Origin of the sequence: Pseudomonas sp. SWI44 (assembly GCF_002947915.1) — a bacterium.
Classification (GTDB): Bacteria; Pseudomonadota; Gammaproteobacteria; order Pseudomonadales; family Pseudomonadaceae; genus Aquipseudomonas; species Aquipseudomonas taiwanensis.
Genome location: NZ_CP026674.1, coordinates 1717644 through 1731400 on the forward strand (window position 1 = coordinate 1717644; position 13757 = coordinate 1731400).

General features: G+C 61.2%; 11 protein-coding genes. 1 reads left to right on the top strand and 10 read right to left on the bottom strand.

What is annotated here, in order from left to right; translation table 11 throughout:
* Entirely contained in the window at positions 1-1905 is a 1905-nt protein-coding gene (gene ftsH / locus C4Q26_RS08240; RefSeq protein ID WP_023378622.1) for an ATP-dependent zinc metalloprotease FtsH, read from the bottom strand.
* Between the two features lie 204 nt (positions 1906-2109).
* Positions 2110-2736: a 23S rRNA (uridine(2552)-2'-O)-methyltransferase RlmE gene (gene rlmE / locus C4Q26_RS08245; RefSeq protein WP_023378621.1), complete on the bottom strand. Its 627-nt coding sequence runs from the start codon at positions 2734-2736 to the stop codon at positions 2110-2112.
* Positions 2737-2838: 102 nt separating this feature from the next.
* Here rlmE and yhbY point away from each other — a divergent pair, with 102 nt between their 5' ends.
* A complete protein-coding gene (gene yhbY / locus C4Q26_RS08250; protein ID WP_023378620.1) occupies positions 2839-3147 on the top strand; it encodes a ribosome assembly RNA-binding protein YhbY in 309 nt (102 codons plus the stop codon).
* 72 nt (positions 3148-3219) lie between these two features.
* Here the strand turns inward: yhbY and C4Q26_RS08255 are convergent, their stop codons facing one another.
* The 8 genes from C4Q26_RS08255 to grpE form a co-directional block, all read right to left on the bottom strand.
* Entirely contained in the window at positions 3220-3669 is a 450-nt protein-coding gene (locus tag C4Q26_RS08255) for an MFS transporter (RefSeq protein WP_081669745.1), read from the bottom strand.
* Positions 3647-4129 (bottom strand): transcription elongation factor GreA, encoded by a 483-nt coding sequence (gene greA / locus C4Q26_RS08260; protein WP_023378618.1) that lies wholly within the window; start codon positions 4127-4129, stop codon positions 3647-3649. The genes C4Q26_RS08255 and greA overlap by 23 nt, the downstream gene beginning before the upstream one ends.
* Positions 4126-7347 (bottom strand): carbamoyl-phosphate synthase large subunit, encoded by a 3222-nt coding sequence (gene carB, locus C4Q26_RS08265; protein ID WP_023378617.1) that lies wholly within the window; start codon positions 7345-7347, stop codon positions 4126-4128. The genes greA and carB overlap by 4 nt, the downstream gene beginning before the upstream one ends.
* Positions 7348-7455: 108 nt before the next feature.
* Positions 7456-8592 (bottom strand): glutamine-hydrolyzing carbamoyl-phosphate synthase small subunit, encoded by a 1137-nt coding sequence (gene carA / locus C4Q26_RS08270; protein ID WP_023378615.1) that lies wholly within the window; start codon positions 8590-8592, stop codon positions 7456-7458.
* A gap of 333 nt (positions 8593-8925) precedes the next feature.
* Entirely contained in the window at positions 8926-9732 is an 807-nt protein-coding gene (dapB, locus tag C4Q26_RS08275; protein WP_023378614.1) for a 4-hydroxy-tetrahydrodipicolinate reductase, read from the bottom strand.
* A 14-nt stretch (positions 9733-9746) separates the two neighbouring features.
* Positions 9747-10874, bottom strand: a complete 1128-nt coding sequence (gene dnaJ, locus C4Q26_RS08280; RefSeq protein WP_023378613.1) for a molecular chaperone DnaJ — start codon at positions 10872-10874, stop codon at positions 9747-9749.
* 195 nt (positions 10875-11069) lie between these two features.
* Positions 11070-12992 carry a molecular chaperone DnaK gene (dnaK, locus tag C4Q26_RS08285; protein ID WP_023378612.1) on the bottom strand — a complete coding sequence of 641 codons (1923 nt, stop codon included), beginning with the start codon at positions 12990-12992 and terminating at the stop codon, positions 11070-11072.
* A gap of 102 nt (positions 12993-13094) precedes the next feature.
* The gene (grpE, locus tag C4Q26_RS08290) at positions 13095-13649 is read right to left on the bottom strand and encodes a nucleotide exchange factor GrpE (protein ID WP_104882963.1); all 555 of its coding nucleotides are present in this window, start codon (positions 13647-13649) and stop codon (positions 13095-13097) included.
* Positions 13650-13757 lie beyond the last annotated feature (108 nt).

Consider the following 13757-nt stretch of genomic DNA (forward strand, 5'->3'; position numbering starts at 1 on the left):
TTAGTGTTGTGCCGCTGGGCCGCCAATCGGCGACTCTGGGCGATCACCCTGGGTTGCAGAGGTGCCCGAAGCCGAGTCGTCGTCCCAGTCACGCGGTTCGCGGGGTGGACGGCCGGCCATGATATCGTCGATCTGCTCGGCGTCGATGGTCTCGTACTTCATCAGCGCCTCGGCCATGGCATCGAGCTTGTCGCGGTTGTCGGTCAGCAGTTGCTTGGCCGTGGCATAGCACTGGTCGATGATGCTGCGCACTTCCGAGTCGATCAGCTTGGCGGTTTCACCGGAGACACTGGCGTGCTGGCTGGCAGCGCTGCGGCCGAGGAACACCTCGCCCTCCTCTTCGGCGTACATCAGCGGGCCGAGCTTCTCGGACAGGCCCCACTTGGTCACCATGTTCCGGGCGATCTGGCTGGCACGCATGATGTCGTTGGAGGCACCCGTGGTGACACCGTCGAAGCCCAGGGTCATTTCCTCGGCGATACGGCCACCGTACAGCGAGCAGATCTGGCTGATCAACGCGCGCTTGGACAGGCTGTAGCGGTCCTCTTCCGGCAGGAACATGGTCACACCCAGGGCGCGGCCACGAGGAATGATCGACACCTTGTAGACCGGGTCATGCTCAGGCACCAGACGACCGACGATGGCATGACCCGCCTCGTGGTAGGCAGTGTTCTGTTTTTCCTTCTCGGACATGACCATGGTCTTGCGCTCGGCGCCCATCATGATCTTGTCCTTGGCCAGTTCGAACTCTTTCATTTCGACCAGGCGCTTGTTGGAGCGTGCGGCGAACAGCGAAGCCTCGTTGACCAGGTTGGCCAGGTCGGCACCGGAGAAGCCAGGGGTACCACGGGCGATGACCGCCGGATTGACGTTCTCGCCGACCGGCACCTTGCGCATGTGCACCTTGAGAATCTGTTCACGGCCGCGGATATCCGGCAGGCCGACCACGACCTGACGGTCGAAACGGCCGGGACGCAGCAGCGCAGGGTCCAGTACGTCCGGACGGTTGGTGGCGGCGATGACGATGATGCCATCGTTCATTTCGAAGCCATCCATCTCGACCAGCAACTGGTTGAGGGTTTGTTCGCGCTCGTCGTGACCACCGCCCATGCCCGCGCCACGGTGGCGACCCACGGCGTCGATCTCGTCGATGAAGATGATGCAAGGCGCGTGCTTCTTGGCCTGCTCGAACATGTCACGGACGCGGCTGGCACCGACACCCACGAACATTTCCACGAAGTCGGAACCGGAAATGGTGAAGAACGGCACTTTCGCTTCACCGGCGATGGCCTTGGCCAGCAAGGTCTTACCGGTACCGGGCGGGCCTACCATCAGTACGCCACGCGGAATACGGCCACCCAGGCGCTGGAACTTGCCCGGATCGCGCAGGAACTCGACCAGCTCGCCAACCTCTTCCTTGGCTTCGTCGCAACCTGCGACGTCGGCCAGGGTGGTCTTGACCTGGTCTTCGGACAACAGGCGCGCCTTGCTCTTGCCGAAGCTCATCGGCCCGCCCTTGCCTCCCGCGCCGCCTTGCATCTGGCGCATGAAGAACATGAAGACGGCGATGATCACCAGGATCGGGAAGCTGGCTACCAGCAGCTGCGTCCAGATGCTCTGTTGCTCAGGCTGCTTGCCTTCGATGATGACGTGATTGTCGACCAGGTCGCCGATCAGGCCATTGTCGGTAATGGCCGGACGCACGGTCTTGAAGTTGTCGCCGTCGGAACGCTTGCCGGTAATGATGTAGCCATCGACGGTCACACGCTCGACTTTCCCGTCTTTTACCTGCTGGATGAAGTCGGAGTAGTTGAGGGTCTGCGGCTCGTTAGGGCTCGAGAAGTTGTTCATCACCGTCACCAGGACCGCCGCGATGATCAACCAGAGGATCAGATTCTTTGCCATGTCGTTCAATTCGCTACCCTCTGAGGCCGGCGCACGACGCAGCCGTGCCTCGCATGATATTCGTCGCCCTAACTTACTACATTACCTACGCATCCGCAGGCACCGTCTGTAACCCTTTGTGAAACCTAGACTACACGAAGTTCGGACGATCCTGAGGGGGCGGGCGATTGGAAATAACTATCGACCACCCCCCAACCCGCCTTTTCACACCCCTTTGAAGCCCCTGGCCAGCAGGTATTGCTCACGCGAGCGATCCCGCGAGGACGACGGCTTGCGCATCTGTACCTTGTCGAACTTGCTGCGCACGTCCTTGAGGTACACGTCAAAACCTTCGCCCTGGAAAATCTTGATCAGGAAATCGCCGCCCGGCTTGAGGACGCGGGTGGCCAGATCGAGGGCCAGCTCACACAGGAACATGGCGCGCGGCATGTCCACCGCAGGCGTACCACTCATATTGGGGGCCATGTCGGAAATCACAAGGTCCACGTGCGAATCGCCGACTGCCTGCAGAATGCTGGCGAGGACTTCATCCTGGGTGAAGTCGCCCTGAATGAAGGTAACGTCGGGGATCGCGTCCATTTCCAGGATGTCGGATGCGATCAAGCGACCCTGCCCACCAATCAGACGACTGGTCACCTGCGACCAGCCTCCCGGGGCGGCGCCCAGGTCGATCACGCTCATGCCAGGACGGATCAGTCGGTCCTTTTCCTGGATCTCAAGCAGCTTGTAGCTCGCGCGCGAGCGGTAGCCATCCTTTTGCGCCTGCTTGACGAAAGGATCGTTGAAATGCTCTCTCAGCCAGTTATGGCTGCTTTTGGAACGTTGCGCCACGGGGCACCTCGATGATATGCGTCGTGTTTGACTGGGCGGAGCCACGGGCCCTCGGGTAAAATGCCCGTCAATTTTACAGAATCAGACGAAAAGGGTCAGATTATGCCGCTCAATAACGAGCAGAAGAAACAGTACAAATCCATTGGTCATGACCTGAAGCCGGTCTTGATCGTGGCTGGCAACGGCTTGAACGAAGGCGTCATCGCCGAACTGGAACGTGCACTCACCGACCACGAACTGATCAAGGTCGAGATTCGCTCCGAAGATCGCGAAGAACGTGCCGCCGCCATCGCCGAGCTGTGCAAGGCTGGCCGCGCGGAGCTGGTGCAGACCATCGGCAAGAAAGCGCTGATCTACCGCAAGAACCCGCAGCCGAACAAGCAGCTGTCCAACATCCACCGTTACAAGTAACGGAAAGGCCCCCGCAGGTATTCACCCTGTGGGGGCCGGCTTGCCAGCGTCGAGGCCTCGGCGCCTTCCCTGTCAGTGGCGCGGTGAACGCGTCTTGACCGGGACAGGCTGGGCTACCAGCACGATACCGGAGAAGCCCAGCACCAGAAAACAGAACATCTGCCAGCGCTCGCCTACCGAGATGCCATAGCGCAGGGTGTAGTACCCCACGCAAGCACCGAAGCCGAGCAACAGCATCTGGCCGCGAAACTGCCGCCACCAGGCCGCCAGGCCCTCCACCCTCGCCAGCACCGCCAGCTGGGTCAACAGCCCAAGCAACGCCACGCCGATCAACCAGCGGTCAATCTGCCCAGCGATATCCTGCACCAGCAATGGCGCCAGGCCACTGACCTTGAGCGCAGGCACCAAACCCACATGGAACACCCAGAGGCCGCCAACCCAGAAGACCTGGGCCAGCTGCCAGAGGATTCCCTCGAGGGAGGGCGCCCGAAGGCGCCGGTCAGATGTGCTTGACTTCGACAATCTCGTACTCGACCGTACCGTTTGGCGTCTTGACGACAACGGTGTCACCTTCTTCCTTGCCGATGATGGCACGGGCGATCGGCGCACTGTTCGACAGCTTGCCTTTCTTCACGTCGGCTTCGTCCTCGCCCACGATCTGGTAGGTCACCTGATCGCCGGTCTCGGTGTTCTCCAGGTCCACGGTGGTACCGAAGATCACCTTGCCGGTGTGCGCGATGGTGGTGACATCGATCACCACCGAGTTCTGCAGACGGCCTTCGATGTCACGGATACGCGCCTCGACCATGCCCTGCTCTTCGCGGGCAGCATGGTACTCGGCGTTTTCCTTGAGGTCGCCCAGCTCACGCGCTTCACCGATCGCCTGGCTCAGGCGCGGGCGCTCGGTCTTGCTCAGGAAGGTCAGTTCCTCTTCCAGGGCGCGAGCGCCCTGGACGGTCATCGGGTACTTGGTAATGCTCATGCTTTAAGTCCTGCATGCAGATCCTGCAAGCGGCGAACGGTCTTCTCAGGGCCGAATTTCAGCGCTTCGCAGATGGCTTCACCTGCCGCAATGGTGGTCGTGCAGTAGATCTTGTGCTGCAGCGCATTGCGACGAATCGAGTAGGAATCGGCGATCGACTGGCGGCCTTCGGTGGTGTTGATGATCAGCGACACTTCGTCGTTCTTGATCATGTCGACCACATGCGGGCGACCTTCGGTCACTTTGTTCACACGGCGCACTTTCAGGCCAGCCGCCTCGATCACCTTGGCGGTACCGGCAGTTGCAACCACTTCAAAGCCCAGGGCGATCAGGTCGCGGGCAACGCCAGCCACTTGTGGCTTGTCGTCGTCACGCACGCTGATGAACGCAGTACCGCCGGTCGGCAGCACTTCGCTGGCGCCCATCTGGGCCTTGGCGAAGGCTTCACCGAAGCTGTCGCCGACACCCATCACTTCACCGGTAGATTTCATCTCAGGGCCGAGGATCGGGTCAACACCTGGGAACTTGGCGAACGGGAAGACGGCTTCCTTGACGCTGTAGAAGTTCGGGATGATTTCCTGGGTGAAGCCCAGCTCTTTGAGCGTTTTACCCGCCATGACGCGCGCCGCGATCATCGCCAGGGAAGTACCGATGCACTTGGAAACGAACGGAACGGTACGCGACGCACGCGGGTTGACTTCGATCACGTAGATCTTGTCGCCCTGCAGGGCCAGCTGCACGTTCATCAGGCCGACGACACCCAGTTCCAGGGCCATCTTGCGCACCTGGTCACGGACTTCGTCCTGGACTTCCTTGCTCAACGAGTAAGGTGGCAGCGAGCACGCCGAGTCACCGGAGTGAACACCGGCCTGTTCGATGTGCTGCATGATCGCGCCGATCACCACGTCGGTGCCGTCGCACACCGCATCCACGTCCATTTCGATGGCGCAGTTGAGGAAGTGGTCGAGCAGCACCGGGCTGTCGTTGGAGACCTGGACCGCTTCACGCAGGTAGCGCTTGAGCTCGTCCAGTTCGTAGACGATCTCCATGGCGCGACCGCCCAGTACGTACGACGGACGCACGACCAGCGGGTAGCCGATGTCGCCAGCGGCACGGATGGCTTCGTCTTCGCTGCGCACGGTGGCGTTTGGCGGCTGGCGCAGGTTCAGGCGCTGAACCATCTGCTGGAAACGCTCACGGTCTTCGGCGCGGTCGATCGCGTCCGGGCTGGTACCGATGATCGGCACGCCAGCTTCTTCAAGGGCGCGAGCCAGCTTCAGCGGGGTCTGGCCACCGTAGTGGACGATGACGCCCTTGGGTTTCTCGACGCGGCAGACTTCCAGCACGTCTTCCAGGGTCAGCGGCTCGAAGTACAGACGGTCCGAGGTGTCGTAGTCGGTGGAAACGGTTTCCGGGTTGCAGTTGACCATGATGGTCTCGTAACCGTCATCACGCAGCGCCAGGGCAGCGTGTACGCAGCAGTAGTCGAACTCGATACCTTGACCGATACGGTTCGGGCCGCCACCCAGGATCATGATCTTGTCGCGGGTCGACGGATTGGCCTCGCACTCTTCCTCGTAGGTCGAGTACAGGTAGGCGGTATCGGTGGCGAACTCGGCGGCGCAGGTGTCGACGCGCTTGTAGACCGGGAACACTTCCAGCTTGTGGCGGTGACGACGCAGGTTCTTGTCGGTGATGCCGAGCAGCTTGGCCAGACGCTGGTCAGAGAAGCCCTTGCGCTTGAGGCGCAGCATGTAGTCCTTGTCGATGGCCGACAGGGCCAGGGTCTTGACCTTCTCTTCTTCCTTGATGAGATCTTCCATCTGCACCAGGAACCACATGTCGATGCCGGTCAGCTTGAAGATTTCTTCGCACGTCATGCCAGCACGCATGGCGTCGGCCACGTACCAGATACGCTCGGCGCCCGGTACGGTCAGCTCGCGCTTGAGGATGCTGTTGGCATCCGGGCTGGCCAGGTCGACTTTCGGGTCCAGACCGCAGGCACCGACTTCCAGGCCGCGCAGGGCTTTCTGCAGGGATTCCTGGAAGGTACGGCCGATGGCCATGACTTCACCGACCGACTTCATCTGGGTGGTCAGGCGGGCGTCGGCTTTCGGGAATTTCTCGAAGGCGAAGCGCGGCAGCTTGGTGACGACGTAGTCGATCGACGGCTCGAAGGAAGCCGGAGTGCGGCCGCCGGTGATGTCGTTCTGCAGCTCGTCGAGGGTGTAACCCACGGCCAGCTTGGCGGCGATCTTGGCGATCGGGAAGCCGGTAGCCTTCGAGGCCAGGGCCGAGGAGCGCGATACACGCGGGTTCATCTCGATCACGACCATGCGGCCGGTGTTCGGGCAGATACCGAACTGAACGTTGGAACCGCCGGTTTCGACGCCGATTTCACGCAGTACCGCCAGCGAGGCGTTACGCATGATCTGGTATTCCTTGTCGGTCAGCGTTTGCGCCGGAGCGACAGTGATGGAGTCACCGGTGTGCACACCCATCGGGTCGAAGTTTTCGATGGAGCAGACGATGATGCAGTTGTCCTTCTTGTCACGGACCACCTCCATCTCGTATTCCTTCCAGCCGATCAGCGATTCGTCGATCAGCAGCTCCTTGGTCGGCGACAGGTCCAGACCACGGGCGCAGATTTCTTCGAACTCTTCACGGTTGTAGGCGATACCGCCACCGGTGCCACCCATGGTGAACGACGGACGGATGATGCACGGGAAGCCCAGGCGCTCGAGAACGGCGTTGGCCTCTTCCATGCTGTGGGCGATACCGGAACGCGGGCACTCCAGGCCAATGGCTTTCATCGCCTTGTCGAAGCGCGAACGGTCTTCGGCCTTGTCGATGGTGTCGGCGTTGGCACCGATCATCTCTACGCCGAATTTCTCCAGAACGCCGTGGCGCTCCAGGTCCAGGGCGCAGTTCAGTGCGGTCTGACCGCCCATGGTCGGCAGCAGGGCATCCGGACGCTCTTTCTCGATGATCTTGGCCACCGATTGCCACTTGATCGGCTCGATGTAGGTGGCATCGGCCATGGCCGGGTCGGTCATGATGGTGGCTGGGTTGGAGTTCACCAGGATGACGCGGAAACCTTCCTCGCGCAGGGCCTTGCAGGCCTGGGCGCCGGAATAGTCGAATTCGCAGGCCTGGCCGATCACGATCGGGCCAGCGCCGAGAATCAGGATGCTTTTAATGTCTGTACGTTTTGGCATTGGGTTGTCACTCAAATCCGCGGGTCAGTCGGCAAGCCGTCTTGAACAATCTGGGTCAGGCGCTTCCGGGCGCGGCACGAGCCGGCCCGGGGCCTTGAAGCAGGATGCTCAGCGGCGCTTGGCCATGGCATCGATGAAACGATCGAACAGTGGCGCGACGTCGGTCGGGCCTGGGCTCGCTTCAGGGTGGCCCTGGAAGCTGAACGCGCTCTTGTCGGTGCGCTCGATACCCTGCAGGGTGCCGTCGAACAGCGACTTGTGGATGGCGCGGACATTGCCCGGCAGGGTGGCTTCGTCGACGGCGAAACCGTGGTTCTGGCTGGTGATCATCACCACGCCGGTGTCCAGGTCCTGGACCGGGTGGTTGGCACCGTGGTGGCCATGACCCATCTTGACGGTCTTGGCGCCGGAGGCCAGGGCCAGCAGCTGGTGGCCGAGGCAGATACCGAAGACCGGGATCTCGGTTTCCAGGATTTCCTTGATCGCCTGGATCGCGTAGTCGCAAGGCTCGGGGTCACCAGGGCCGTTGGACAGGAACACGCCATCTGGATTCATTGCCAGGACTTCGCTCGCCGGGGTCTGGGCAGGCACCACGGTCACGCGGCAGCCGCGGGCGACCAGCATGCGCAGGATGTTCAGCTTGACGCCGTAGTCGAAGGCCACCACGTGGTAAGGCAGGTCGGCAGCGTCAATGGTCGGGTGGCTGTCGGTTTTCAGCTCCCACACGCTGGAACGCCACTCGTAGCGCTCTTTGGTGGAAACGACCTTGGCCAGGTCCATGCCCTTGAGGCCCGGGAAGGCGCGGGCAGCGGCGATGGCGGCTTCTTCGCTTATGTTGTCACCGGCCAGGATGCAACCGTTCTGGGCGCCCTTCTCACGCAGGATGCGGGTCAGGCGACGGGTGTCGATACCGGCGATGGCGACGACGTTGTTGGCCTTCAGGTACTCAGGCAGCGACTGGGTGTTACGCCAGTTGCTGGCCAGCAGCGGCAGGTCACGGATGACCAGGCCAGCGGACCAGACGCGGTTCGACTCGGCATCTTCCGGGGTGGTGCCGGTATTACCGATGTGCGGGTAGGTCAGGGTAACGATTTGCTGCGCGTAGGAAGGATCAGTAAGGATTTCCTGGTAGCCGGTCATAGCAGTGTTGAACACCACCTCACCAACGGTCTGACCGTCGGCTCCGATGGCTTCACCGCGGAAAATACTGCCATCGGCAAGGGCGAGTATGGCTGGCTTTGTCAAGAAGACCTCCCGTTAATCAAGCATGAAAGGGCGATCGCAGGTTGCAAAAAAGCGGAGTGACGTATGGACACGTCACCCCGCTTTCATGTGCTGAATTCAATTCGCTGCGCGCTTTTAGTGGACACACTAAAGCTGTAGCTTACAGAAAAGTGCGTTTTAGGTCTACCGCATATGTGTCTCTAAAACACATGATTGCGACAGACTGACATCCCTGAAAACCCCTTCGCGGGTAAACCCGCTCCTACAGACACCGCGCCAAACCTCGGAGCAACGCCATTCCATGCGGGAGCGGGAGCAGGCTTACCGCGATGAAGCCACCGCCGCTCGACCTGCTTAACGCAGCTCGAGCACATCCTGCATGTCGTACAGGCCCGGCTCACGCCCATCCAGCCACAGCGCCGCACGCACGGCACCCTTGGCAAAGGTCATGCGGCTGGACGCCTTGTGGGTGATCTCCACGCGCTCGCCTTCGGCGGCGAACAGCACGGTGTGGTCACCGACTACGTCACCGGCACGCACAGTAGCGAAACCGATGGTCTGACGATCGCGCGCGCCAGTCTGGCCTTCGCGACCGTAAACGGCCACTTCCTGCAGATCGCGCCCCAACGCCTGGGCAACCACCTCACCCATGCGCAGGGCGGTACCCGAAGGTGCATCGACTTTGTGTCGGTGGTGCGCCTCGATGATCTCGATATCCACATCGTCGCCCAATACCCGCGCTGCGGTATCCAGCAGCTTGAGGCACAGGTTGACGCCAACGCTGAAGTTGGCGGCGAAGACGATCGGAATCTCCTTGCCCGCCTCGACCAGTTGCTGCTTTTCTTCCGGGGTAAAGCCAGTGGTACCGATGACCATGGCCTTGCCTGCCTTGCGGCAGAACGCCAGGTTCTTCAGGGTGACCGAGGGATGGGTGAAGTCGATCAGCACATCGAACTCGTCGGCGACCTTGGCCAGGTCATCGGAAATCGGCACGCCAATACGGCCCAGGGCCGCCAACTCACCCGCATCCGCCCCCACCAGGGAACTGTCGGGGCGATCGATCGCCGCCGTCAGGCCTGCCTGAGGCGCCTGTTGCTGCACGGCCTCGACGAGGGTCTTGCCCATCCGCCCCGCCGCGCCCATCACTGCAATACGTCGCATACGTCTGTTCCTTGTCAGAGATCGCCGAAGAAGCGCTTCACACCCTCGAACCAGCCACTGGCCTTGGGCGAATGAGAGCTGTCGCCATCGAGCGAATCGCGCAGTTCTTCAAGCAGCTCGCGCTGACGGCGGCTGAGGTTGACCGGCGTTTCCACCGCGACACGGCACAGCAGGTCGCCCGCCGCACCCCCACGCACCGGCGCCACGCCCTTGCCACGCAGGCGGAACTGCTTGCCGGTCTGGGTGCCTTCGGGGATCTTCAACTTGACCCGACCATCGAGGGTCGGCACTTCCAGCTCGCCGCCCAGGGCCGCATCGGTGTAGCTGATCGGCACTTCGCAGTACAGATGCTTGCCATCACGCTGGAAGATCGCGTGCTCACGCACATTGATGACCACGTACAGGTCGCCGGTCGGGCCACCATGGGTACCGGCCTCGCCCTCACCGGACAGGCGGATGCGGTCGCCGGTATCGACGCCCGCCGGCACCTTGACCGAAAGGGTCTTGTATTCCTCGACACGGCCTTCGCCATGGCAAGAGGTGCAAGGGTCGGTGATGATCTTGCCTTGCCCATGGCAACGGGGGCAGGTTTGCTGCACGGCGAAGAAGCCCTGCTGCATGCGTACCTGGCCAGCACCGCCGCAGGTCGGGCAGGTGGATGGGGTCGACCCCTTCTTCGCACCCGAACCGTCGCAGGGTTTGCAGTTGACCAGCGTAGGCACCCGGATATTGACCGTGGTACCGCGCACAGCCTCTTCCAGATTCAGCTCCAGGGTGTATCGCAGGTCGCTGCCGCGCTGCGCGCCGCCACGAGCACCACCGCGTCCGCCGCCGAAGAAATCACTGAAGACATCACCGAAGATGTCAGAGAAGTTGGCACCACCGAAACCAGCGCCGCCACCGCCCCCCATGCCAGCGTCGAAAGCGGCATGACCATACTGGTCGTAGGATGCACGCTTGTTCGCGTCGGACAGCACTTCATAGGCCTCGCTGACCTCCTTGAATTGCTCTTCCGACGCCTTGTCATCCGGGTTGCGGTCGGGGTGGTACTTCATCGCCAGGCGGCGATAAGCCTTCTTGAGGTCACCTTCGCTGGCGCCACGCTCGACACCCAGGACCTCATAATAATCACGCTTTGCCATAGGTCATTTGCACTCTTGAGGGCGTTCGGCATGCTCCATGCCGTCAGCACCTGCCGCTACACGCCCAAAGCGCCCTGACAGATGCTGTAAAAATTCTCGTATTCCAGACACACCAACGCGGGAGCAAGCCCCCGCGCGGCGACATCCTACCAGTTCATCGTCAAATGACGCTCACTGGCCGACAACATGCAGGGATTACTGCTTGTTGTTGTCTTTCACTTCTTCGAACTCGGCGTCAACCACGTCATCGTGCTTGGCTTCCGGCTCAGCCTGCTGGGCACCGCCCTGCGGCTGCTGAGCCTGTTCGGCGTACATCTTCTGAGCCACTGGCGCGGAGACTTTCGACAGCTCCTCGACCTTGGCATCGATGGCAGCCTTGTCGTCGCCTTTGACGGCGGCTTCCAGGGCAACGACCGCAGCTTCGATGGCGGTTTTTTCTTCGGCGGTAACCTTGTCACCGGCGTCAGCGACCATCTTGCGAGTCGAGTGAACCAGCGCGTCACCCTGGTTACGGGCAGCGGCCAGCTCTTCGAACTTGCGGTCTTCCTCGGCGTTGGCCTCGGCGTCACGCACCATGCGCTCGATTTCTTCGTCCGACAGACCGGAGTTGGCCTTGATCACGATCGACTGCGACTTGCCGGTGGCCTTGTCTTTGGCGCTGACGTGCAGGATGCCGTTGGCGTCGATGTCGAAGGTCACTTCGATCTGCGGCACACCGCGTGGGGCCGGCGGAATGTCGGCCAGGTCGAACTTGCCCAGCGACTTGTTCTGAGCGGCCTGCTTACGCTCACCCTGCAGAACGTGGATGGTCACGGCGCCCTGGTTGTCATCGGCAGTCGAGAACACCTGCGACTTCTTGGTCGGGATGGTGGTGTTCTTCTCGATCAGCGGAGTCATCACGCCGCCCATGGTTTCGATACCCAGGGTCAGCGGGCTGACGTCCAGCAGCAGTACGTCCTTCACGTCACCGGCCAGTACCGCGCCTTGAATGGCTGCGCCCATGGCAACGGCTTCGTCCGGGTTGACGTCCTTACGTGCTTCTTTACCGAAGAAGTCGGCAACGGCTTTCTGCACCATCGGCATACGGGTCTGGCCACCGACCAGGATCACGTCGTCGATCTTGCTTGCGTCGATACCCGCGTCTTTCAGCGCGATGCGGCAAGGCTCGATGGTACGGTTGACCAGGTCTTCGACCAGCGACTCCAGCTTGGCGCGGGAAATCTTCACGTTCAGGTGCTTAGGACCGGTAGCGTCCGCAGTGATGTACGGCAGGTTGACGTCGGTCGACTGAGACGAGGACAGCTCGATCTTGGCCTTTTCAGCCGCTTCTTTCAGACGTTGCAGGGCCAGCGGATCGTTCTTCAGATCCATGCCCGATTCTTTCTTGAATTCGTCGACGAGGTAGTCGATCAGGCGCATGTCGAAGTCTTCACCACCGAGGAAGGTGTCACCGTTGGTGGCCAGTACTTCGAACTGGTGCTCGCCGTCGACTTCAGCGATCTCGATCACGGAAACGTCGAAGGTACCACCACCGAGGTCATAGACGATCACGGTGTGGTCGCCCTTCGCTTTGTCCATGCCGTAGGCCAGGGCAGCAGCGGTCGGTTCGTTGATGATGCGTTTTACGTCCAGACCCGCGATACGACCGGCGTCCTTGGTGGCCTGACGCTGGCTGTCGTTGAAGTAGGCCGGAACGGTGATGACCGCTTCGGTGACCGGCTCGCCGAGGTAGTCTTCGGCGGTCTTCTTCATTTTCTTCAGGACTTCGGCGCTGATTTGCGGCGGAGCCATTTCCTTGCCGCCGGCCTCGACCCAAGCGTCACCATTGTTGGCTTTGACGATCTTGTACGGCACCAGCTTGATGTCTTTCTGCACGACGTCTTCTTCGAAGCGACGACCAATCAGACGCTTCACGGCGAACAGGGTGTTGTGCGGGTTGGTGACGGCCTGGCGCTTGGCCGACTGGCCAACCAGGATTTCGCCATCGTTGGCGTAAGCCACGATCGAAGGGGTAGTACGCGCGCCCTCGGCGTTCTCGATGACTTTGACGTTACCGTTTTCCAGGATGGAGACGCACGAGTTGGTGGTCCCCAGGTCGATACCGATGATTTTACCCATGTTGAATCTCCCGAAACTTGAATTTGGTAGCAGCGACTTCATTCAGCCAACTGCGGTAATACTTGAAGGCTTGACACCTAGATGGGGATGCCCTGACGGATTTCAAGCCTTTTCATCGATAGAAGGTTGTGGCGCTGCTGGCGCCTTGCTGACCACCACCATGGCGGGGCGCAGCAGGCGGCCATTGAGCAGGTAGCCCTTCTGGAACACGTTCAGCACGCTGTTGGGCTCGACAGTGGCGCTTTCCTGCATGGCCATCGCCTGATGGTGCTCGGCATTGAACGGCTGGCCGTGCGGGTCGATGGCTTCGAGGTTGTAGCGCTTGAGGGTGTCCTGGAACATCTTCAGGGTCAGCTCGACGCCTTCGCGAATCAGCTTGACGTGCTCGTCTTCGGCACTGGAGTGCGTCAGGGCGAGTTCCAGGCTGTCGATGACCGGCAGCAGGTCGCCGGCGAATTTCTCAAGGGCGAACTTGTGCGCCTTCTCGACGTCCTGCTCGGCACGACGGCGAATGTTCTGCAGTTCGGCGGCGGTGCGCAGGGACTGATCCTTGGCGGCGGCCAGCTGCTCCTCTAGCTCCTGGACGCGGGCATCGACGGACGTCGCACCAGCCTCTTCGGTATTAAGGGTGTTTTCATCCAGCTGTTCGTCAGCCATGGGTGTTCTCCTCCGCAAATTTCTGGTCTGCGAGCCTGGCTCGCCTTGTTTGTCGGCTATATGGGGCCGGAAAAACAGGCTTCAAGGGGCAATGTGGTTTTCAGGCAA

Excerpts from the sequence above, each read along its gene's own strand:
- yhbY (WP_023378620.1), top strand. The coding sequence starts at position 2,839 with ATGCCGCTCAATAACGAGCAGAAGAAACAGTACAAATCCATTGGTCAT.
- dnaK (WP_023378612.1), bottom strand. The coding sequence starts at position 12,992 with ATGGGTAAAATCATCGGTATCGACCTGGGGACCACCAACTCGTGCGTC.
- ftsH (WP_023378622.1), bottom strand. The coding sequence starts at position 1,905 with ATGGCAAAGAATCTGATCCTCTGGTTGATCATCGCGGCGGTCCTGGTG.
- dnaJ (WP_023378613.1), bottom strand. The coding sequence starts at position 10,874 with ATGGCAAAGCGTGATTATTATGAGGTCCTGGGTGTCGAGCGTGGCGCC.
- carB (WP_023378617.1), bottom strand. The coding sequence starts at position 7,347 with ATGCCAAAACGTACAGACATTAAAAGCATCCTGATTCTCGGCGCTGGC.
- greA (WP_023378618.1), bottom strand. The coding sequence starts at position 4,129 with ATGAGCATTACCAAGTACCCGATGACCGTCCAGGGCGCTCGCGCCCTG.
- grpE (WP_104882963.1), bottom strand. The coding sequence starts at position 13,649 with ATGGCTGACGAACAGCTGGATGAAAACACCCTTAATACCGAAGAGGCT.
- dapB (WP_023378614.1), bottom strand. The coding sequence starts at position 9,732 with ATGCGACGTATTGCAGTGATGGGCGCGGCGGGGCGGATGGGCAAGACC.